Here is a 21,446-nt window from a genome sequence, read left to right as displayed (position 1 = left end):
AGTATGCTGAATTTATAACAATTTTTCTGACATAAGGAGCCCTGATGACGATTAGAGCTTTAGGCCATACAGAGTCTTTATTTGCCAGTTTAACCAGCTGTGGGGCAATGTTGGTGGTGAATGCGGTAGTAGTAAAAGGCAGACTTAATGCAGATTTAGCGCCGCAGATTCATCAACTATTGTTAGCTAGACATCCCTTTTTGAGCCTCTGTTTACAAGGCGATGCACAGCACTGGCGTTGGCAAAACTGTTCCACTCCGGTTGAGTTGAAGGTTGATTACCTTGAGTCACAGCCGTTCCAACCAAGTTTGGCTGAACTCATGGAGCAGCAGAGCAATCAGCCTTTGTCGGTGGGAGGGCCGTTGTGGCGAGTTCGTTTGTTAGTTGGGGCGGAGCAATCAGCTCTAATCATTAGTCTTCATCATTGCATTTGTGATGGCCTCTCGGCTTCCGCTTTGCTGGCTGAATGGTTAAGTCACCACCAGCAATTATTACAGAAAGTCGCCATTCAGCCGAAGCGTTTAGCGCTTCGGCCTAGCGTTCATCAAGCGTTGAATCATCAAATGCCTCCGCAGGGTGGCAGCCCTTTTTGCGCCCCCCTCTCTAGCAAACAAGCTAAGGCGTGGTTGGCGCAAAGTGAAGTGAGCCTAAAGTCTCGTAACAAATTACAACTCATTAGTTTTGAAGCGGCCCAAACCAGCGCGCTGCTTAAGTTGGCGCGCGCTCATCAATTGAGTTTAACTATATTGCTTTACGCTGTAGCTATAGAAACCGCTTTAGCGTTAGCTAAAATCCCAACTGATTCGGTGAGTGCGGGAGGGAATGCCAATCTACGGCCAATTATCGAGCCAGCCGTTGACGAGCAGGAGTTGGCTTGTTATGTGTCGATGTTTTCTTTTGACGTGGCTTGCTTTGATGATGACGATTTTTGGCAGCGGGCTAAGCGGATCCACCATTCATACCAACAGCAGGTAGCGACGGGGTTGCACCTCATCTCGTGCAATGATGATTGGTGGCGGCAACAGGCTTCTCGTGCGGAGCAAGATATGCAACTGGTTGCAGGGCGTTTTAATTGCATTCATCTGTCTAATTTGGGCAATATTGAGCACTTGTTTGCGGCTTTACGAAAACAAGGCTTAGAGGCTCAGCAATATTACTTTACCGCTGCTCAACACCTTGTGGGTTCCATTTTTTGGTTGGGTACTCAGACGCTGGCGGGGGGCTTAACGGTTACCATCAATTGTGTTGAACCCATAGTCAGCCAGAGCATGCGACGCGAATTTGCTGAGCAGTTTAAAGCGCGTTTGCTTAGTTTGTTACAAGCGCAGGACTGACGGCTAACCCCATTTTGATTAATAGTTATAACCTATTACTTACAACGAAATATTCAATTTTTTTATATTGCATTTAATCGGTATAGTATAGGTAAATCTTGTTCCCTTGGAGTTTAACTATGTTTGCAGTAATTTTTGGTCGTCCTGGTTGTCCTTTTTGTGTTCGTGCTAAACAGATTGCAGAACAGCTAAGCGAAGCGCACGAGGATTATAATTACCGTTATGTGGATATTCATGCCGAAGGTATTTCTAAAGCTGATTTGGAAAAAACCGTGGGTAAGCCGGTTGAGACGGTACCGCAGATCTTTGTTGATGAAAAACACGTAGGCGGTTGTACAGAATATGAAGCATTGATGCGCGAACAGTTTGATTTCTAAAAATTAATTTTCTTGCTAAAAGCCTGGTTATTACCAGGTTTTTTTGTTTCAAGCCTGCAGTAAACAAAAAATCCTAGTCTTCAGGGGGCTGTGGCTACAAAATTTTTAAAATTTTAACTAAGCTGAAATTACCACCAAGCCTTAATTGAACAGGGGAGTGTGTGATGGATGCTAGTTATATGTTGAATCTTGATGCCAATATCTTGTTGGGGATTGTTAACGAAAAACTACGTTTGGAATGTGATAGTTTGGAAGACTTAGCGTTAACGTTTGGTTTTGAAGAGCGCTCATTGGCTCGTCGTTTAGAAAGCATTGGTTATCACTATGATGTGATAAGTAACCAGTTTAAGGCTTTTTAGTCTGCTTGGTTTTTCTCTCGATAGATGCTGATCAGCTATCTATCGAGAGCTAGCTGTTTAGCAAAATAGAATTTCTTCTAACTTGAACATTTAGCTAACTTCACTGGTCAATGGCATTGGCTTGTGGCTAATTGTTGTTGGCGTTGCGGTAAACAGCCCATTGGGTATTCTATATCTTATATCATCAATCCTAGCTCTAGCCTCTCTGTTGCACTGGCACCACTCTTTGTTAAATCGTTCTTAGTCTTTTGGCCATGTAGAGTGGCTATATAGCCGTTTTAATGCGGCTAGTTGTTAGCGGATAAGCTCCAGTAGTGAAAAATAAGTGTTTAATTATTAACTGCTTAGAGCGGCAATATAAAGTTCCCTTGTCATTAATCTTTAATTTTTCAGTCACCTGATTGTCATTTATCAGCCCTAAGATTTCGTTCAACTTTTGTAGAGTTAGTTCACATTTTTTAGGGATTAAAATGAAAAAGCTTACTATTATTGCCTTGGCTGTTGCCGCAGCTTCTGGTTCTGTTCAGGCCGCCAAAGTTTATCAAGATGAAAAACATTCGGTGGATCTATATGGCCGTGTATACGCTGGTTATACCGTAGGCGATGACGAAGGTAAATCTGACAATTTCGGCTCTGATCAATACGTTCGTTTGGGCGCTAAAGTTAAATCTAAAATTGATGACGTTAGCTATGCAGTAGGCCGTTACGAGCTACAACTAGAAAGCAATCACGAAGGTGATGAAGCCTCTAAAACCAAAACTCGTCTAGCTTATGCCGGTTTTGGCGGTAATTACGGTGAGTTCACCTTTGGCCGCAACTACGGCGCTCTAGAGTTAATTGCCGACTGGACTGATAGCAGCTACGTAAACCCATACGGTAACAGTGCCTTAGGTATTAGCTCTAGCCGCGAAGAAGGCATTGGCCGTTCTGGCAACGTTTTAAAATATACTGGTGAATTCAGCGGCTTAGACGTACACGTTTCTTACAAGTTTAACGACAATGAAAAAGAAGACGGTGTAAGCCAAGACAACTCAGCCTACGGCATCGCATTGGCTTATACTTTTGACTTCGGCTTTGGTATTGGCGGTGGTTACAACGTAGCTAACAATGCAGACGGTATCGACGACAGCAAAATGGCCATCTTCGGTGTGAACTACGATGCCAACGGTGTATATGCGGCAGCCAACTACGCCACTGGTACTAACAACAAAGGCTTTAAGCAGCACCATGCTGATAGCCAAGGTGACCATACTGGTTACGAAGCTGTTGTGGGTTACAAGTTCACTAAAAACTTCCGCGCTCAAGCGATGTGGAACAAAGCTGAGCTAGAGCCAAATAATGGCACGAAATTCGATAAAGTCGATTACTACACCATCGAAGGTCGTTACGACTTAACTAAACAACTACGCATCGTGGCTGCTTATCAAATGAATCAAATTGATGATGCTAAAGACGAGTTCCACTTTGCTGCTCGCTACGACTTCTAAGCTCAACCCTGCACGCTAAGCACTGGCTTAGCGTGCACTTCCTTACTTTCTTATGTTTGTCTCTTTCCAGCTCCTTGCGAGCTGGTTTTTTTGTTTTAGCTAATATTGATGAAGAGAATTTTTGAGCGTCGTTGCAAGTTGTAAATGGCTTGTTTTTCGGTGGGCAAATCTTCGAAGTTGGCCAAAGCAAAGCCGCGTTCTCTAAACCAATGAATGCTCTTGGTGGTGAGTACAAACAGCTTACTTAAGCCCTGTTGTTTGGCGCGTTTAATAATTGCTTGTAGTAGTCGGTCACCACGGCTAGCTTGGCGGTATTGAGGATGGCTAACTAAGCAAGCCAGCTCGCCCATGTTTTCTTTGCTAAAGGCATACAAGGCGGCGCAGCCAATAATCATGCCGTCTCGTTCAACAATGGTGAAACGATCAATTTCCATTTCTAGCAATTCGCGAGAGCGACGCACTAATATGCCTTGTTCTTCTAAGGGGCGAATGAGTTCGATAATGCCGTTTATATCGTCTAAGCGGGCTTCGCGGATCCGCTCATAACTGTATTGAACTAATTGGGTGCCGCTGCCGTCTCGCGTATACAGTTCTTTGAGTAAGGCGCCGTCTTGCTGGTAACTTACTAAATGGCAGCGCTCAATACCGCGGTCACTGCACTGGATCGCGGCGCGTAGGTAGCGCAGCGTATCTTTATCGGTATTTTTTAAAAATGCCTCGGAACTCATCAGTTGATGAGCGGTGTCGGGAAGCAATTCGCTGAGCAGTGTGCCGTCTTCATTGTGGATCCCTTGCTCTGGGCAAAAGTAGATCACCTTATCGGCTTTGAGTGATACGGCAATTTCGGTGGTGATGTCTTCAGAGCAGATATTAAATAGCTCGCCGGTCACGGATACACCCAGCGGCGAAACCATCACTATCTCACCGTGTTCAAGCTGTCGTTTAATACTCTGATGGTTAATGCGGCGTACTTTACCGGTGTGTAGAAAATCAATACCGTCTTCTACCCCGATGGGTTGAGCCACCACAAAGTTGCCACGTACCACGTTAATATGGGCTTGATGAAGCGGCGAATTAACTAAGCCCATAGACAGCTGGGCTTCGATATCCATTTGAATTTGGCCTACCGCCTGTTTAATGATGTTTAGGCTACGTTCATCGGTAATTCGTTGCTCGCCGGCAAATAGACAACTGTGTTGGTGAGCAGCAATCAGGCTGTCAATTTGTGGCCTAGCACCACACACCAAAACAATTTTTACCCCCAAGGTTTTTAGTAACGCTATATCTTGAATGATGGTGGTAAAGTTATCGCTGCTACTAGCCTCGCCACTGAGCATAACAACGAAGGTTTTTCCTCGGTGGGCATTAATGTAAGGGGCAGACTGGCGAAACCAAGTCACTAAATCTTCGGCCGAGCGGTCCAAATTCGTCTCCATGAATAACTAACTATAAGTTTTGACTAACAAGTCAAATTAACTGTAATTGTTGCATAACTAGAGCCATTGTCGAGAACTAAGTTTGCCTTCTTGACAAAACTCATACACAGATGTGTCGTTATGAGGTTGTGAAGTCGCAAAAGGTGGAGTATAAGCTGCTGTGTTAACACAATGGTAGTAGTAATAAATATTAATTTTATCAATGTATTTGATGGGAATTAATGAGTAAAGAAGGATATTTATGGATAACTATGTCGTACCTGAGCATCTGGCTATGCGCAAACAACCTAGTCAAGTACGCACCAGGCGACTAGTCGAGCACATATTAGACAACACCTTGTGGTTGATTCAAGAGCAAGGTATGGCTGCGGTAAATACCAACTTGATTGCTAAATATGCAGAAATAGATATTGCTTCCCTGTATCGCTTTTTCAAAAACAAAGAAGCTATTTTCTTTGCCTTGGCGCACCGCTGGTTTATTAAAGTTCAGCAGGTGGTGATAGAGCAAGATTTCCAACAGCGAGTAGGTAATATTCTTCAATACGAAGATAGTGCCCAAATCAAACTACGAGCTTTACCTGAGACTGAAGTCATGTTGGTTAGCTTTCATGAGTTGTTTACTCACGATAAAGATTTTAAAGCGCTGGAGAATTGGCATCGCAATATCGTGGTATCACAGATGAAACGTTCGTTTATTGAAAATGGCAGCAAGTGGGACGATCAGGCTTTAAGTAGTGCTTGCGTTTACCTATATAACCTCACTAGAAATTTCATCGCCGGTACTATTGGTATGTCGGAAGAAGAGTATTTGCAGCAGTTTGCTTGGTTCCAAGTAACCGCCAATCAGTTGCGTGAGTTAGTGTTAATGGGTGAAGTGCCCACTTTCTTTACTGAGTAAAATATTGCTTTGCGGTCATTAAGTTCAGTCTTAGGGCTAGTGTAATGACCATAGTCCCGTTTTAATTGTCTGATTTACAATCGAATTTGTTTTTATCTTCGTTCATTTATCCTTACACATAAAACTACCTAGAATTTCACCTTTCCTGCTATTTTGTGCGTTGCTTACTGTATTTTAGCTAGCTATCAGGTCAAACTATTCTTAATATTCATTCGCGTAAAATCATCAATAAAAGCGCCGTTTATTGCGTAAGCTAAACTGATATCGAGATGATGATTAAGCGATGTGAGAGAGTCAGCAGTGATGGCTCTACATCATTTTCTAGGGAGTAAGTCATGGAACTGGAAGCGTTTTTCCAGCAGGTTAAAAAACTGCCAGTGATGCCGCAAATTATGCAGGAGTTGCTAACCAGCATTAACGACGAAAATGTCGACTTGCATCAACTGGGCAAAAAGTTATCAACCGACCAGTCGCTTGGGGCGAATGTGTTGAAAATGGCTAACTCAGCTGCCTTTCGTGGTGTAAAGCAAATTGACTCGATTGAGGCCGCCGCAATCCGGCTAGGCTTGAAGCGAGTGCGCTCGCTGGTGGTCGCCGCGGGTTTAAATGGCATGATGCCCAGTAAAAACTTCGACCAACAACAGTTTTGGGGGCAGGCTATTTACGTGGCCTTATTGGCCCAGGCTTTGGCTAAATGCAGTGACATCGAGCCCGATACGGCATTTACTTGTGGCATGTTACACAACTTTGGTGAATTGTTGATTGCCAGTGCCACGCCTGAAGAAGCCGGCCTAATTGAACTGTGTTTAGAGAGTGGTGAAACTCGGGTATCGGCGCAGCGCCAAACTTTGGGTTTAGATTACGCCCAAATTGGTGGTGAACTGGCTCGTCGTTGGAATTTCTCTCCGGTGATTACCGATGCCATCGAGCAGCAGCTCAACCCCATGGATTATGAAGAAGTATCCCGCCCCGCAGTGCTGATCCGCCTAGCGATTTTTGCTCACCATGCCTTAAATGCCAAACTCAGTGCCGAGATGGTTGCAAACAACCTACCCGAACCTCTGTGTCAGTTGGCTGGGGTAGATAAAACCAAGGCACAAAGCTATATCGAAGAAGCGATAGAGCAGGGTGAACAAATGATTAATCATAGTATGGCTTAACCCGCCCACTAGCTTACAGTAAGGCCCTTAGGGGCCTTTTTTATGGGCGCTTTGGCGTTTTAAAACCAGCTAACCACCAGCGTTTAAAGGCCACCAAGGCTTGGTGGGCATCGTTTAGCAGTAGATAGTTGACCGGTACCACCAATAAGGTGATCAGGGTGGCGAAGATGATGCCAAAGCCCAGCGATATGGCCATTGGGATTAAGAATTGCGCTTGGGTACTCTTTTCAAAAATCAGCGGCATTAAACCGGCAAAGGTGGTCAGTGAGGTGAGTATTACCGCACGAAAACGCGCCACCCCGGCATTGGCTACCGCCACCATAATATCCACGCCCTTGCGTCGTTGGCGGTTGATATAGTCCACCAGTACTAAGCTGTCGTTTACCACCACTCCAGTCAGTGCCAGCATGCCCATCATACTCATAATGGTAAGTGGCATGCCCATGATCATATGGCCCAAGATGGCACCCACCACCCCAAAGGGAATGGTCGACATCACTACAATGGGTTGCCAGTAGGAGGCAAAGGGAATGGCTAATAAGGCATAAATCACGAACAAGACAAATAACAAGCCTACCCCAAGGCTGGCAAAGGACTCGCGCTGCTCTTTGGCCTCCCCTTCCAAACTAAAACTCACTTGAGGAAAGGCGACTAAGCGCTGTTGCAGCCACTGTTGTAAATCTGCCTTGATAACTTCGATATTGGCTTGCTGTTTATTCACGTCGGCGCGAATATTTTGGGTGCGTAGGCGGTCAATACGGGTAATGGTGGCAGGGCTTTGTGAAGCCTGCACTGTGGCTACCTCACTAAACGGTAATTCAGCGCCAGTGGGAGTGCGAATTAACATGTTAGTTAAATTGTATTGTGATTGGCGTTCGCTGGCAGGATAGCGAACATACACCTTCACATCTTCGCGGCCGCGCTGAATGCGTTGAACTTGATAACCAAAAAAGGCGCTTCTTACTTGTTGGGCCAGGTCATTTAAAGTTAAGCCCAAAGCCTGGGCCTGAGGTTTGATATTGAGTTGCAGCTCTACCTTGCCGTCTGCCAAGCTGTCTTCAATGTCGAAAATGGCCGGATATTGCTGTAGCTTTTGCTTAGTTAAGTCTGCCAATTTAGCCATGGCGGCAAAATCGTTACTACTAAATTGAATATCTAAAGGCGAGCCTCCGCGGCCCATTTCGGCGCGAAAACTGAGGCTTTCAGTACCCGGTAAATTGCCGATTAGCTGACGCCATTCGCGCACTAATTCGGTACTGCTAATTTCTAAGCTGCGGGTTTCAGGAGGCTCTATTTCAAATACCACCCGGCCTTGGTTACTTTGACCACTGCCGCTACCGCCGCTGGAACCACTGGTAGCTAGAATGTTGAGAATAATGCTGTCGCCGGTGTCTGGGTCGCGGTATTTTTGCTGCAGAGTAAGGGCTGCATCAAGAATCCGGTTTACATAGTTGTCGGTAATGCCGAATGCCGTGCCCGCTGGCATCACTAGGCTAGCACGGGCGGTTTCACTGGGTACCCGCGGGAAAAAGACAAAGCGGATCCAGCCTGAGGTAGCCAGAGAAAGCACCACAATAAATATCCCAACAGCGACGGCTGCGGTGGTAATGCGGTGGGCGAGAGCTTGTTTCAACAACGGTTGGTAAAACTTTAAGATGGCGTTTTCAAAACCATTGGCAAAGTTGTTTTGCCAACGGGTGAAGCGTCCGGCTTGCTTGCTGGGTGGCTTAATGTGTTTTAAGTGGGCGGGCAAAATCAGTTTCGACTCCACCAAGGAGAACAACAAAACCGGAATAACAATTAAGGGAATTTGCGCAAAAATCTCTCCGCGCACGCCACCGATCATCATCAGCGGTAAAAATGCCGCAACCGTGGTTAATACCCCAAAGGTCACCGGCACCGCCACTTCTTGAGTTCCTTTAATCGCCGCGCTAAGCGGTTTCTCTCCAGCCTTGAGGTGGGTATAAATATTCTCACTGGTGACAATGGCATCGTCGACCAAGATCCCCAGCACCATGATGAAGGCAAACAACGAGATAATATTAATCGTCACATCTACTGCCGGCATCACTAGCAAGCCACCCATGAAACTAATCGGAATGCCGATACACACCCATAGCGCAATGGCCGGGCGTAAGAATAGCGCCAGCAATAAGGCCACCAAAATACTGCCCTGAATGGCACTGTTTTTTAAAGTATTAAGCCGCGCTTTGACGATTTTGGAACTGTCTCGCCAATAATTTAAACTGACGCCTTTGGGCAAATAAGGCTGTTTATCTTGAATGAATTGTTTCACCGCATCGGAGATGTCGATGGCACTTTGGTCACCCACTCGATAAACCTCAATCATTACCGCGGGCTTTTTATTAAAGCGATTAATGATAGGTGTTTCTTCAAAACCATCGACGATGTTGGCAATTTCAGACAGGCGGATCCGCGTGCCATCGGCTCGACTTATGATCAGCAGATCGGCGAATTCATCGCCTAAATAGGCCTGGCCTTTGGTGCGCAATAAGATTTCGCCACCTTGGGTTTTTACCGAGCCCGCAGACAAGTCTAGCGAGGCTTGGCGAATAATTTGCGCCACTTGGCTCAGCTCTAGGCCATATTCACGTAGCTTTTGCTCCGATATTTCGATGGATATTTCATAGGGCGCCACCGAGTCCAGTTCTACTTGGCTTAGTTCCGGCAGTTGTAATAACTCGTCGCGAACGGTCTCGGCCACCAAGCGCAGTTCTTTCTCGGCCAATTCCCCGGAAACGGCAACGGTAATGGTTTCGCGTTTAAACTGACTCAGGCTTACCACTGGGCGTTCGGCGTCACTGGGAAAGGTATTAATGGCGTCGATCCGTGATTTGATGTCACTCATCACATCGCGAGTATCATAGCGGGAGTTGATTTCGGCGCTGACTCGGGCCGCGCCTTCTTGCGATATTGAGGTAATTTGTTCGATGCCTTCGATATCGCTGATCGCTTCCTCAATGCGAATCGCTAAGCTTTCTTCGCTTTCTTCAGGGCTGGCTCCTGGCAGGGCAATGCTGACATTCACCATGTCTAATTCAAATTCGGGAAATACCTCCAGCGGCAGGCGAAACTTGGCGGAATATAAACCAAGGCCAACAATGAGTACCATCAGCAAGTTAGCCGCCACATGGTTACGGGTAAACCAAGCAATTAAACCGTGCATTGGGCTACTCCTATTGGCGAGCAAAATAATGGCAAGGTGAGTTGCTTACAGCTGGTCATTAGCTTGCTCCGCTGCTTCTGCTGGGGTGCCACTAATCACCCGTCCTAGTGGGGTGGTCACTAGCATTTGACCGGCTTCAACGCCATTGTCGATGACAAAACTGTCGGCATCTTGCCACACTACATGAACCGTTTTACGTTGCAGTAGACCGTCTTGCAAAATCACCACTTGTTGGTCGCTATAAAGAGCGCTGCGCGGAATAACAAAGACTTGGCTAAGCTGTTTGCCTTGGATTTCGGCGCGAACAAATTGGCCTATTTTAAGCGCTGGTTTGGTTTCATTATTGGGGCCATAAGGGTCGTCTATTTGCGCCACCACATAGAGCTGGCGGCTGGCAGCATCGAGGGCCGCTTCACTGCGCACCAGCTTGGCTTGCCATTGATATTGCTGGTTACCGTAACTGGTAATGAGTTCAACTACAGGCTGCTTTTGACTGGCTTGGCTTTGGCGAAAGTTCTCTGGAATGGCCACCGCAGTTTGCTGATGTAGGCTAATTGGCAGCCGTACTTCTAGATAGTCGATGGCATAACTGCTGGCCAAGGTTTTGCCACTGCTGAGATACTCCCCTAGTTCCACTTGTTTGTCTATAATTCTGCCGGCGTAGGGCGCGCGAATCACGCTGCGCTCTAAGTTTAGCTTGGCGCGGCTAAGCTTAGCTTGGGCCGAGTCTACCGCGGCTTGTTTGGCGGCTAGTTGTGGTTTGCGTAGGACCAAGTCGTTGGCTGGTTGCCCCTTGCCTAGGCGTTCCCAATCGCGCAAGGCTTGCGTCACCTTAGCTTGTTCTTGGGCGAGTTCTAGTTGACTGGTTTGTAGTTCGGCTTCGGCGATGGTAATTGCGTTTTGATAGTCGCGAGGGTCTATTTTGACTAGGATTTCGCCTTTTTCAAAGAAAGCGCCTTCGCGAAAATTCTCTGAAACATAGGTGATGGTGCCTGCAACTTGAGCGATGAGTTTAGTCTCGGTATGCGCTTGAATACTGCCATAGGAGCTAACACTGACTTGATAGTTTTGCAAACGCAGTGGCATCACTTCTACCGATAACTTGGCTAGTGGCTCCGGTGGGCGACGCTGCACTTCAGGCTGGTTATTGCTGATATAGCGAGCAGCCAGCAGCGCGATAGCCAGTACCAACAGCGGAAGACTAAGTCGTATAAGTTTGGCCATAAGCAGCAAATTCCCTAATCAAATAATGGCTCGGAGGCAAAAGCCTCGCGGCTAGTTTGAGCTTGTTGCAGACCGCCACCTAGGGCTAAGTAGAGCTCAATTCTATTTTGTAACTGTGAGTTTAAGGCAGTAATGGCACTGCTTTGTGCGTCAAAGGCCCGCCGTTGTGATTCCAATACGGTGACGTATTCATTAAGACCAGCTAAGTAGTTTTCAAAGGCCAGTCGTTCGGCTTGTTTGGAATCTTCGGCTGCGCTGGCTAACAGTTCGGCGTTATGGCGTAAGCTCGGCTCTTGCTGTAGTGCTTGCTCCACCTCGGCAAAACTGTCGAGCACTGTTGCTACATAGTTAGCGTTCAGGCTTTGCGCTTGGGCGTAACGTTGCTGCTGAATGTTCTCTCGTCGAGCCGCATCAAAAATCGGTGCGCTAATGCCAGCAAATAACGACCAAACCAGAGAGCTACCATTAACTAGCTGGCTAAGCTGGTCACTTTGGCCTCCGCCACTGCCACTTAATGAGAGGCTGGGAAAGCGCTCACGATAGGCGGCGTAAACGCGTAAGTCGGCCGCTGCTAATTGGTATTGGGCGGCTTTAATGTCGTGGCGGCGTTGCAATAATTGTGAGGGAAGACCAGCCGGCAGAGCGGCTAGCGGGGTAGCCAATTGCCCTTGTACGTTGATTTGCCCATTCGGGTAGCGTCCCAATAGCAGCTCCAGTTGCCGCTTGGCTTGAGTGAGTTCACTACTACGAGAATTAAGTCGAGCCCGAGCCGCACTTAAATCGGCCCGTGCTAAGTACACATCGAGGGCGTTATTGATGCCACTTTGGTAGCTTTCTTCGATAATTTGTAAGTTGGCCTTTAGGTTTTTATAGCGCTCGGCAATCAGCTCGCGCTGCTGCTCGGCGGCGATCACGTTATACCATTGTTGGGCGGTGTCTGCGGCGAGGCGGATTTGTGCCTGTTGCCACTGCTCGAAACTGACCTTAGCGTCTAGAATGGCTGCCTGTTGTTGGGCGTCGAGCTTGCCCAACCAGTCTAATTCCCAACTAAATTCTAAACCCACCCTAAATTGACTGTTGCTGTTGGCTTCGTTGCCGCTGCGCTGACCGCTGAGAAAGGCGTTAATGTTGGGCCAGGATTGGCTATGCTGAATTTGAATTTGATAGAGTTGCTGGTCAAGCGCAAAACCTTGTTGTTGCAACTGCGGGTTGGCGTTCAAGGCTTCTTTTATCAGCGCTTGTAGCTGAGCCGGAAGCGCTTGCTCTAAGCCTTGATTGGCAAACTCACCTTGCTGATATTGGCTACTCCAAGAGTTGGCTGCCAGCTGGCTATTGGGAGTATGAGCGGGAGTAGAATTGCGGCTACAGGCAGACAAACCTACCAGCAACAAACTTATCCAAGCCCAATTAGCCAAGCGCATTCCATATCCTACTGTTAATCTCCTGAGCGTATTATTTAACGTTGCTTGGCTTAAGATGTCGAGTGTTTGCTTGGGCTTTTACTTTAATTTACAGTTACTTTGTTAGCGTTTCGTCGCTTGCTGGTAAAGCTGTAAGATCCATGAAAAAACCAAGCTCGCATCCACCGGATGTTTCAAGCTGGCTTTAGCCAAAACGAACTGAGTGGGCGAAAGGATCATCTGCCGCTTATCAATCAGTGCTTCGCTATAGCCCCGTTCAAACTCGGGATGGCCTTGAATGGCAAAAATATTACTGTCTATCTGATACATAAAGTTAGGGCAAAACTCACTGCTGGCCAATAGCTCGGCCTGTTTCGGTAATTCGGTGACCTGATCTTGGTGGCTCACATAGATCTTCAGCTCGCTTACAGGTTCTTCGACCTTGGCCCAAGAGGGCGGTTTAATTAACTGATTAGTGGCTACGCCCAAACCCCAACCCTTGCTAGACTTTTCTACTTTTCCGCCCAGTGCTCGCGCAATAATCTGATGGCCAAAACAAATGCCGGCCAAGGGGCGCTGTAACTGCTCACATTGCTGGATCCAAGTGATTAGTTGCAAAATCCATGGCTGTTGATCGTAGGCATTGTGGCGGCTGCCAGTAATAAGAAAACCATCGAATTGATTGAGTTTAGGGAGTTCATTGTTTAGTACATTGAACACTTCGAATTCTAGGGTGGCATCTTGCAAGGCTAAATGATGAATAAACATGTCAGTATATTCACCATACTTTTCAGCTAGTTGCTGATCTACTTTGTCACAATTTAAGAGTGCGATTTGCATGATAACTTCCAAACGATAGCAAGGCCTAAAACCATAAACTGTTAAATAAATCGTATCAAGTGTGGATTAATAAATTATATTTGTGTAGCGTTGTTAATTATTACATAACAGATCATAGCTCATCCGGAGGGAACATGGTTCAGCACGATTTACAATATTGGCAGGATAAAGCGGCAGATTTAAGCTTTCCTTGTAAAGCATTCATCAATGGTGAATTCGTTGATGCTCAGTCGGGAAACACTTTCGACAGCATTAACCCAGCGACAGGGCAGTTGCTGGCGAGCGTGGCAGAGTGTGATAGTGCTGATGTAGAGCTTGCCGTTAGCGCGGCCCGCCAAGCCTTTACTAGCGGAGTTTGGTCTAATAAGGCACCGGCCGAGCGTAAAGCGATTTTGCAGAACTTTGCCGCAGTCATTGAACAGCATCAAGAGCAACTGGCCTTGCTGGAAAGCTTAGATATGGGTAAGCCCATAGGTGATGCGATGTCTTATGACGCGCCCGCCACTGCTCGTTGTATTGCGTGGAATGCTGAAGCCATTGACAAAATTTATGACGAAGTGGCCCCCGTTACTAGTGACGCGCTGGCCTTGGTGACTCGCGAAGCGCTGGGGGTGGTAGCGGCGATTGTGCCATGGAACTTCCCTTTAGTGATGACCAGTTGGAAGATTGGCCCCGCCTTGGCCACCGGTAACTCGGTCATTTTAAAACCTTCTGAGAAATCTCCGCTAACCGCATTATATTTGGCTAAATTGGCGAAACTGGCGGGTATTCCCGATGGCGTATTTAACGTATTGCCGGGTTACGGACATACCGCTGGGCAAGCCTTAGCGCTACACATGGACGTAGACTGTATTACTTTCACTGGCTCTACTGCAGTAGGTAAAAAACTGGTGGAATTTTCTGGTCAATCAAACTTAAAACGCGCCTTTATGGAATGTGGTGGTAAAAGCCCCAACTTGGTTTGCGCCGATGTGGCCGACTTAGATAAGGCTGCCGCAACCGCAGTGGCGGCGATTTTCTATAATCAGGGCGAAGTGTGCACTGCCGGCTCTCGGTTAATTGTGCATCGGAGCATTCACCGTCAGTTGCTAGACAAGATGTTAGCGCTGGTTGAGCAATGGCAACCGGGTAATCCCTTAGATCCGAATACCAGCATGGGCGCCATGGTGGATGAAATGCAAATGCAACGCGTATTAGGCTTTATTGAAGGCGCTAAAGCGCAAGGCGCTAAGCTAGTGTGTGGTGGTGAGCAGGTGCTCAGCGAAACCGGCGGTTACTACATTCAGCCCACCATCTTTGATGATGTGGATGCCAGCTTGGATATTGTTAAGCAGGAGATATTTGGCCCTGTGCTGGTGGTGCAAGTATTTGATGACTTGGAGCAGGGCATAGCCTTGGCTAATGATACTGAATATGGCCTAGCCGCCGGAGTATGGACTGCCGACATTAATACTGCGGTGAAAACCTCTCGCGCTTTGCGCGCCGGTACGGTATTTGTAAATAACTGGGATGGTGGTGATATGACCATGCCCTTTGGTGGTTTTAAGCAGTCGGGTAACGGCCGTGATAAATCACTACACGCCTTAGAGAAGTACACCGAGCTTAAATCAACCTGGATCGACTTAAGCTAAGCACTTATTTGGCGGGTGGTTTTGACTCCGGCTGCTCGATGAAGTGTTCAAGAATGAACTGTTGATCGAGCGGATTTAAGTCAAAACGAAAAGCCACCTCGTTCAAGGAGCGAGCATCATGACAGTGGTGCTCGCCGATATACTTCACCGCCCGGATTAAATCGGTGCCCTTGGGCAGTAAATAACAATCACTCATGCGACCCCCTATGCTGCGATCAACTAGCTTTAAAAGCGAGTTAAGCCACTATACTTAAGTATAGTGGCTTCGTAAGCGCTGCGCCGAGGCGGGCCGTGAATTTGCTGTTAGCCCTTGTTGACAGCCAGCAGATGTAGCATCTCTAAACCTATGGTGGCCGCCGCCAGCGCGGTGATGTCGCTTTGATCGTAGCTAGGCGAGACTTCCACCACATCCATACCAACAATGTTTAAACCCACTAAGCCGCGCAAAATTTGTAAGACGCGATTACTACTTAGGCCGCCAGCGACAGGTGTTCCGGTACCGGGCGCATAGGCTGGATCTAGGCAGTCAATATCAAAGCTCAGGTAGACCGGTAAGTCAGCCAGTTGCTGGCGAATTTGGCTAATCACTTGTTCGATGCTGAGGTTATTGGCTTGGTCGGCATTAATCACTGTGAAGGGGTGGCCTTCGCGGGTGTAATCGGTGCGAATACCCACCTGTACTGAGTGACTGGGGTCAATTAAGCCTTCTTTGGGGGCATGGTAAAACATGGTGCCATGGTCATAACGGCTGCCTGCGCTGTAGGTGTCGGTATGCGCATCAAAATGCAATAGTGCCATTTTGCCATGATGCTTAGCGTGAGCTCGAAGTAAAGGCAGGGTTACAAAGTGGTCACCGCCAAAACTGAGCATGGTTTTGCCTGCCGAAAGTAAGCTATCGGCATAAGCTTCTAAACGCTCGGTAAATTGCTGCTGTTCGCCACAGTCAAATACCAAATCACCGGCATCCACCAATTTAAGACGCTCTAATAATTTAAAGTCCCAAGGCCAGCGAGCTTCTTCCCAAGCCAGGTTTACCGAGGCACGGCGCACTGCATCTGGGCCTAAGCGGGCACCAGAGCGCCCGGTGGTAGCCAAATCAAAGGGTAATCCGGTAATCACTACATCGGCATCGGAGCTTTGCGGCTGGTGATTAAGTGCTTGTCGTAAAAAGGTATTAGCGTTGGAATAGAGTGAATGATCAGGATGTGAGGCAAGCGTGCTCATTAAGGCGTCCTTGTTACAAAATATTGAACAATTTATAGCGTATTGGTCTGCAATTGACTACTAGTGTTTTATATTTGGCGGCAAAATATTTTTTGGGTTTAGTGGGACTGGAATAAAGCGCTTAAACACTAGACACTCAAGGGCGCTCTTCCTACACTGAGTAAAGCCTTCTTTAGTTTAACCACATGGACGTTACCAATGCTTAGGTCATTATTTTCACTCACTTTTTTTAAACTACCCCTACTGCTGGTTGTGATGGCCGTTGGGGGACTTAGCATGGTCAACCGTGCCTTTGCCGAAAGCGAGGTAAACGTAGCCGAAGTGAAGCTGGCTCAAGTAAAAGCATTTGTGCCCCATTTAAGCCAAAGTTATCAAGTAGAGCGGCAGTTTGTTGGGCAGGTGGTGGCCAAGCAACGTGCCGACATTGGCTTTGAACTAGCAGGAAAAATATCAAAAATCTTCGTTGATGAAGGCGAACATGTCAGTCAAGGCGAGATCTTGATGCAGCTTGATACCGAACTGCTGGATATTGAATATACCGATTTACAAGCTCAGTTACAGCAACTGGCCGCGGACGCCGCCCTAGTAAAGGCTAATTTGACGCGGGTTAAATCCCTAAAAAAAGAAGGTTATGCTTCTGCTCAGAGTCTTGATGAGTTAGTCGCTCAGCAAAAATCTTTGTGGGCCAATAAAGCCCGTATCGACGCCTCGATAAAAGCCAACCGTACCCGCATTGAAAAGTCCAGTTTGTTGGCGCCTTACAATGGCATCGTAGATCGCAGAACGGTTTCTGAAGGCGCAGTAGTGGGGGCTTCGCAAGCGGTGTTAACGGTGGTTCAGCAGGGCGCCAATGAAGTGAAAGTGGGGGTGCCGGTGCGTTTGCTAGAACATGTTGATTTGGTTGCCCCTAAGTCGGTCACTGTGGCCGGGCAAGACTATGCGGTGCAGTTGGTGGCCTCTGGCGGGCAGGTTGACCCGCAGACTCGTACCGTGCAATTACGTTTTGCTCTTCCGGAAAACGACAAGCTAGTGAGCGGCCAATTAGCCTACCTAAATGTGGTGGAAACCATTGACGAACCGGGCTATTGGATCCCAGTGACGGCCATTATCGACGGAGTGCGTGGGCTGTGGAATGTGTATGCGATTGTGCAGCAAAGTGATGGAACTTACTTACTGGAACGGCGCGATGTGAGCGTGCGTTATGCCACCCAGCAGCAGGCGTTTGTAAGTGGAGCGCTAGCCGAGAATGAGGCAATAGTGGCCACCGGGTTGCACCGTTATGTGCCAGGGCAGCGAGTGGAACCCGACGTGCAGCCAAGCGGAGTAAACTAGATGATTGCCGCTTTCTATAAAAATCCACGTTTGATTGCACTGTTTATGGTGTTGATTGTGGTGGCCGGTTTAGGGGCCATAGGCACCTTGCCACGCAGTGAAGATCCGGAAATCACCAGCCGTTTTGCCAGTATCTTTACCCAATATTCCGGGGCCTCGGCGGAGCGGGTTGAGTCACTGATTACCGACCCTATTGAAAACAAAATCCGCAAGCTATCGGAGATTAAACTCGTTCAGTCTTCGTCTCGACCCGGTTTTTCGGTGTTACAGGTTGAGCTAAAAGATGATGTGATGGATGTGGTGCCAGTATGGGCGCGGATCCGTGACTTGGTGGGTGAACTCACGCCGCAACTTCCCGCAGGCAGCTCGGCTCCCTTGCTAGATGAAGAGCGGGGCTATGCCTTTACCTCGATTATTGCCTTGCGTTGGACTGGTCCAGGAGAGAGTGACTTAGCCATATTGGGGCGTTATGCCAAAGAGTTGCAAAGCCTGCTGCGCAATGTACCCGGCACCGATTTTGTGGATATTCAAGGTGAGGGCAGCGAAGAGATATTGGTAGAGCTGGACCCTTACCAAGCTGGCGCACTGGGCATGACCACCGAGCAAATCTCCCAAATGATTGCCGCCGCCGACGCCAAAGTCACCGCCGGTGAATTGATTAATAACAATACCCAAATGCAGTTGGAGCTAAGGGGCGAGCTGGATTCGCTAGAGCGGATTAGGGATATTCCGCTGATTAGTGATAGCAATGGTTATGTTTACCGCTTAGGCGATTTTGCCACGGTGAGCCGCGCGCTAAAAAGCCCACCAGAGCAACTAGCCAAGGTAGAGCGTGAACCCGCAGTAGTACTTGGGGTAAGAATGCGCTCAGAATATCGAGTAGATAAATGGAGCGCTTGGCTGACCCAGGCCCTCGATGAGTTTCGCCAACAACTGCCCAGTAATGTCAGTGCCGAGGTGATATTCGAGCAAGAAAGTTACACCGCCAAACGCTTGGGCGAACTGGTCGATAACGTGCTAGTGGGCTTTGTGATTATTGTGTTGGTACTGCTGCTCACCTTGGGCTGGCGTTCGGCGCTGATTGTGGCGATGTCCTTGCCCTTAACGGTAATGTTTACTCTGGGCTGCATGAGTTTTTATGGCACACCCATCCATCAGATGTCGGTGACAGGTTTAGTGGTGGCTTTGGGCATTATGGTGGATAACGCCATTGTTATGGCCGATACCATCGGTCAGAAAAAGCGGCAGGGTTTAACTGGATTACAGGCAGTACAACAAGCCGTTGCCCATTTGTGGCTGCCCTTGTTGGGCTCTACTTTAACCACCGTATTGGCCTTCTTGCCGATTGTACTGATGCCGGGGCCAACCGGTGAATTTGTGGTAGGCATCGCCTTAAGTGTGATTTTTTCTTTGGTGGGCTCCTACATTATTTCCCATACCTTGGTAGCCAGCTTCTCTGGCCACTTCTTGCCTTCTCACGAGAGCGGCGACCATTGGTATGAGCGAGGTTTAAACATCGCTTGGCTAGGTCGAATTTTTCAAGCCATATTACGTGCTTGCTTGCGCTTCCCTAAAGCTTCTATGTTATTGATATCGCTGCTACCGGTGACGGGTTTTTATGGCGTGGGCCAGATGACCGAACAGTTTTTCCCGCCTTCGGATCGCGACATGTTTCAAATAGAAGTATATGTGGCACCGCAGTCGAGTATCTACGCTACAGAGGATGTGACCGAGCAATTGACCGAGTACATGTATGCTAAAGAGGGCATTAAGTCGGTGAGTTGGTTTGTTGGTAATAATGCACCTTCGTTTTATTACAACCTGATGCCACGGCAAATGGGCGCTAAAAATTATGCTCAAGCGATGGTCACCACCGATGATTACCAGGCGGCTAACCGTTTAATTCCAGAGCTACAGCAAGAGTTTGACCGAGAATTTCCGCAGGCTCAGGTACTGGTACGTAAATTGGAACAAGGGCCACCGTTTAATGCGCCGGTGGAACTGCGCATTTATGGGCCTAATCTCGATGTATTAAAAGAGCTGGGTGATGAATATCGGCGTATCTTAACCGAGCTGCCTAATGTGACCCATACTCGCGCCACTTTATTACCCGGCACACCCAAGGTGTGGCTGAATGTGGATGAGAATGAATCCTTGCTCAGTGGCATGAGCCTGACCCAAGTGGCCAGTCAATTACAGGCGAACTTGCAGGGGCGGGTCAACGGTACGGTATTAGAAGCCAGTGAGTCTTTGCCGGTGCGGATCCGTCTGGCCGATAGGCAGCGTAGCGAAGTGGGTGACTTAGGCGATTTAACTTTAAGCAGCCAATTGGCAGGCAATATTCCTTTATCTTCGCTTGCCCAGTTAGAAATTTTACCCACTCGTGGTGAAATTCCGCGACGTAATGGTCGCCGGGTGAACGTGGTAGAAGGCTATTTGCGTACCGATGTATTGCCTGGTGCGGTGCTCGATGCCTTTAGAGAGCGCCTTGCCGAGCAGCCAGTGGCGATGCCAGCCGGTTATAGCCTAGAGTTTGGTGGTGAAGGCGCAGAACGTAACGCGGCGGTAAATAACCTAATGGCCAGCGTGGGGGTGATTGGGGTATTACTGGTGATGGTGGTGGTGCTGTCGTTTAACTCCTTCCGTTTAAGCTTTGTGATTGTACTCACCGCCATACAAGCTTCGGGTTTGGGCTTGTTAAGCGTTTACTTAGGCGGCTATCCCTTTGGCTTTACGGTAATTATTGGTTTGCTGGGTTTAATTGGTTTGGCGATTAACGACGCGATTGTGATCCTCGCCGAGCTGCGCTCCGACGAACGGGCCTGCCAAGGCGATACCGAGGCGATTTTCCAAGGTGTGCTCAGTTGTACGCGGCACATTATGTCGACCACCATTACTACCGTGGGGGGCTTTTTGCCGCTAATTTTATCTGGCGGTGGCTTTTGGCCACCGTTTGCGGTGGCCATTGCCGGCGGTACAGGCTTAACGACCTTGCTGTCGTATTTCTTTGTGCCCGCGGCGTTTTTGCTGATTGCTCGTGGTAAGCGGAAAATTCCGGTGGTGGGGCAGCCGACTGTAGCGCATTAGTTTTAGGTTGATCGTTGAGTGTATCGTTTAGTGCTCATTTAATGAGCCTTAATTGCTAGTGGGCTCTAAGAGCAAAAGCTTTCGCCTACGGCGACGTCATTTTTCTTTCACGAGGCAAAGAAAAACGAAGCAAAAAGAAAGCTCGCCCTGCATTATTTTCATCCTGCGCGGCTTGGCTCCAAGCGCGCCTGCGCAACTCGCTACGCTCAAACAGTGCTCGGCGTCACCGCTTGTCACCGGCGCTGCTCGGCGATAATGAAGGGATTGAAAAGCATTGGCGTTGAGTGTTTGCCTATTTTTTAAATGATTGAGCTTTAAACTAGTAAAGCTTACAGAAGCCTAAGTAGATAGAAGTGCTACCGGAACATCTTCCCATCATCTTCGCCGAGTAGCGCAAATGAACAAGGGATTAAAGTTGAAGTCTGTTTGAGCGTAGCGAGTTACTTCAACGCCCTTGGGCATGAGCAACG

General features: G+C 48.0%; 16 protein-coding genes. 9 read left to right on the top strand and 7 right to left on the bottom strand.

Features of this window, described 5'->3' with window-relative positions; all coding sequences use genetic code 11:
- Nucleotides 1-44 precede the first annotated feature (44 nt).
- The 4 genes from ACQY6Q_RS16450 (at nt 45) to ACQY6Q_RS16435 (ending at nt 3,557) form a co-directional block, all read left to right on the top strand.
- Complete coding sequence (locus tag ACQY6Q_RS16450) at nt 45-1,334, top strand: phthiocerol/phthiodiolone dimycocerosyl transferase family protein (protein WP_427983100.1); 1,290 nt, start codon at nt 45-47, stop codon at nt 1,332-1,334.
- A gap of 119 nt (nt 1,335-1,453) precedes the next feature.
- The gene (locus ACQY6Q_RS16445) at nt 1,454-1,711 is read left to right on the top strand and encodes a GrxA family glutaredoxin (RefSeq protein WP_055733127.1); all 258 of its coding nucleotides are present in this window, start codon (nt 1,454-1,456) and stop codon (nt 1,709-1,711) included.
- 164 nt (nt 1,712-1,875) lie between these two features.
- Nucleotides 1,876-2,070 (top strand): DUF4250 domain-containing protein, encoded by a 195-nt coding sequence (locus ACQY6Q_RS16440; protein ID WP_055733126.1) that lies wholly within the window; start codon nt 1,876-1,878, stop codon nt 2,068-2,070.
- A gap of 470 nt (nt 2,071-2,540) precedes the next feature.
- The gene (locus ACQY6Q_RS16435) at nt 2,541-3,557 is read left to right on the top strand and encodes a porin (RefSeq protein ID WP_427983097.1); all 1,017 of its coding nucleotides are present in this window, start codon (nt 2,541-2,543) and stop codon (nt 3,555-3,557) included.
- Nucleotides 3,558-3,652: 95 nt separating this feature from the next.
- Here the strand turns inward: ACQY6Q_RS16435 and argA are convergent, their stop codons facing one another.
- On the bottom strand, nt 3,653-4,993 hold the full coding sequence (gene argA / locus ACQY6Q_RS16430; RefSeq protein ID WP_427983094.1) for an amino-acid N-acetyltransferase: 1,341 nt from the start codon (nt 4,991-4,993) through the stop codon (nt 3,653-3,655).
- 241 nt (nt 4,994-5,234) lie between these two features.
- On the opposite strand from argA, the gene ACQY6Q_RS16425 reads away from it, so the two are divergent.
- Together ACQY6Q_RS16425 and ACQY6Q_RS16420 are read left to right on the top strand one after the other, a co-directional pair.
- Nucleotides 5,235-5,891, top strand: coding sequence for a helix-turn-helix domain-containing protein (locus tag ACQY6Q_RS16425; protein WP_427983093.1), 657 nt, complete (start codon nt 5,235-5,237; stop codon nt 5,889-5,891).
- Between the two features lie 335 nt (nt 5,892-6,226).
- On the top strand, nt 6,227-7,051 hold the full coding sequence (locus tag ACQY6Q_RS16420; RefSeq protein WP_427983091.1) for an HDOD domain-containing protein: 825 nt from the start codon (nt 6,227-6,229) through the stop codon (nt 7,049-7,051).
- Between the two features lie 40 nt (nt 7,052-7,091).
- Here ACQY6Q_RS16420 and ACQY6Q_RS16415 read toward each other — a convergent pair whose 3' ends face one another.
- The 4 genes from ACQY6Q_RS16415 to ACQY6Q_RS16400 all read right to left on the bottom strand — a co-directional run bounded on the left by ACQY6Q_RS16415 (nt 7,092) and on the right by ACQY6Q_RS16400 (nt 13,702).
- A complete protein-coding gene (locus ACQY6Q_RS16415; RefSeq protein WP_427983090.1) occupies nt 7,092-10,238 on the bottom strand; it encodes an efflux RND transporter permease subunit in 3,147 nt (1,048 codons plus the stop codon).
- Nucleotides 10,239-10,283: 45 nt separating this feature from the next.
- A complete protein-coding gene (locus ACQY6Q_RS16410) occupies nt 10,284-11,462 on the bottom strand; it encodes an efflux RND transporter periplasmic adaptor subunit (protein ID WP_427983088.1) in 1,179 nt (392 codons plus the stop codon).
- Nucleotides 11,463-11,476: 14 nt separating this feature from the next.
- Entirely contained in the window at nt 11,477-12,883 is a 1,407-nt protein-coding gene (locus ACQY6Q_RS16405; RefSeq protein WP_427983086.1) for an efflux transporter outer membrane subunit, read from the bottom strand.
- Nucleotides 12,884-12,985: 102 nt separating this feature from the next.
- Nucleotides 12,986-13,702: a glutamine amidotransferase-related protein gene (locus ACQY6Q_RS16400; RefSeq protein ID WP_427983083.1), complete on the bottom strand. Its 717-nt coding sequence runs from the start codon at nt 13,700-13,702 to the stop codon at nt 12,986-12,988.
- Between the two features lie 134 nt (nt 13,703-13,836).
- On the opposite strand from ACQY6Q_RS16400, the gene ACQY6Q_RS16395 reads away from it, so the two are divergent.
- The gene (locus tag ACQY6Q_RS16395; protein WP_427983081.1) at nt 13,837-15,333 is read left to right on the top strand and encodes an aldehyde dehydrogenase; all 1,497 of its coding nucleotides are present in this window, start codon (nt 13,837-13,839) and stop codon (nt 15,331-15,333) included.
- A gap of 4 nt (nt 15,334-15,337) precedes the next feature.
- Here the strand turns inward: ACQY6Q_RS16395 and ACQY6Q_RS16390 are convergent, their stop codons facing one another.
- The gene (locus ACQY6Q_RS16390; protein WP_427983079.1) at nt 15,338-15,529 is read right to left on the bottom strand and encodes a hypothetical protein; all 192 of its coding nucleotides are present in this window, start codon (nt 15,527-15,529) and stop codon (nt 15,338-15,340) included.
- A 107-nt stretch (nt 15,530-15,636) separates the two neighbouring features.
- Nucleotides 15,637-16,557 (bottom strand): agmatinase, encoded by a 921-nt coding sequence (gene speB, locus ACQY6Q_RS16385; protein ID WP_427983078.1) that lies wholly within the window; start codon nt 16,555-16,557, stop codon nt 15,637-15,639.
- A gap of 276 nt (nt 16,558-16,833) precedes the next feature.
- Between speB and ACQY6Q_RS16380 the strand changes: the two genes are divergently transcribed.
- The gene (locus ACQY6Q_RS16380) at nt 16,834-17,889 is read left to right on the top strand and encodes an efflux RND transporter periplasmic adaptor subunit (RefSeq protein ID WP_427983076.1); all 1,056 of its coding nucleotides are present in this window, start codon (nt 16,834-16,836) and stop codon (nt 17,887-17,889) included.
- Nucleotides 17,890-20,976 carry an efflux RND transporter permease subunit gene (locus tag ACQY6Q_RS16375; protein WP_427983074.1) on the top strand — a complete coding sequence of 1,029 codons (3,087 nt, stop codon included), beginning with the start codon at nt 17,890-17,892 and terminating at the stop codon, nt 20,974-20,976. It abuts the gene before it with no gap.
- The last annotated feature ends 470 nt before the right edge of the window (nt 20,977-21,446 follow it).

The sequence above is a fragment of the Agarivorans sp. genome (assembly GCF_050295395.1).
GTDB lineage: Bacteria > Pseudomonadota > Gammaproteobacteria > Enterobacterales > Celerinatantimonadaceae > Agarivorans.
Note: the sequence above shows the minus strand (reverse complement) of the source record. Positions and strands in the feature narration are given on the sequence as shown.

Coding starts and splice junctions, on each gene's coding strand:
- ACQY6Q_RS16450 (WP_427983100.1), top strand. CDS start 45: ATGACGATTAGAGCTTTAGGCCATACAGAGTCTTTATTTGCCAGTTTA.
- ACQY6Q_RS16445 (WP_055733127.1), top strand. CDS start 1,454: ATGTTTGCAGTAATTTTTGGTCGTCCTGGTTGTCCTTTTTGTGTTCGT.
- ACQY6Q_RS16440 (WP_055733126.1), top strand. CDS start 1,876: ATGGATGCTAGTTATATGTTGAATCTTGATGCCAATATCTTGTTGGGG.
- ACQY6Q_RS16435 (WP_427983097.1), top strand. CDS start 2,541: ATGAAAAAGCTTACTATTATTGCCTTGGCTGTTGCCGCAGCTTCTGGT.
- argA (WP_427983094.1), bottom strand. CDS start 4,993: ATGGAGACGAATTTGGACCGCTCGGCCGAAGATTTAGTGACTTGGTTT.
- ACQY6Q_RS16425 (WP_427983093.1), top strand. CDS start 5,235: ATGGATAACTATGTCGTACCTGAGCATCTGGCTATGCGCAAACAACCT.
- ACQY6Q_RS16420 (WP_427983091.1), top strand. CDS start 6,227: ATGGAACTGGAAGCGTTTTTCCAGCAGGTTAAAAAACTGCCAGTGATG.
- ACQY6Q_RS16415 (WP_427983090.1), bottom strand. CDS start 10,238: ATGCACGGTTTAATTGCTTGGTTTACCCGTAACCATGTGGCGGCTAAC.
- ACQY6Q_RS16410 (WP_427983088.1), bottom strand. CDS start 11,462: ATGGCCAAACTTATACGACTTAGTCTTCCGCTGTTGGTACTGGCTATC.
- ACQY6Q_RS16405 (WP_427983086.1), bottom strand. CDS start 12,883: ATGCGCTTGGCTAATTGGGCTTGGATAAGTTTGTTGCTGGTAGGTTTG.
- ACQY6Q_RS16400 (WP_427983083.1), bottom strand. CDS start 13,702: ATGCAAATCGCACTCTTAAATTGTGACAAAGTAGATCAGCAACTAGCT.
- ACQY6Q_RS16395 (WP_427983081.1), top strand. CDS start 13,837: ATGGTTCAGCACGATTTACAATATTGGCAGGATAAAGCGGCAGATTTA.
- ACQY6Q_RS16390 (WP_427983079.1), bottom strand. CDS start 15,529: ATGAGTGATTGTTATTTACTGCCCAAGGGCACCGATTTAATCCGGGCG.
- speB (WP_427983078.1), bottom strand. CDS start 16,557: ATGAGCACGCTTGCCTCACATCCTGATCATTCACTCTATTCCAACGCT.
- ACQY6Q_RS16380 (WP_427983076.1), top strand. CDS start 16,834: ATGGTCAACCGTGCCTTTGCCGAAAGCGAGGTAAACGTAGCCGAAGTG.
- ACQY6Q_RS16375 (WP_427983074.1), top strand. CDS start 17,890: ATGATTGCCGCTTTCTATAAAAATCCACGTTTGATTGCACTGTTTATG.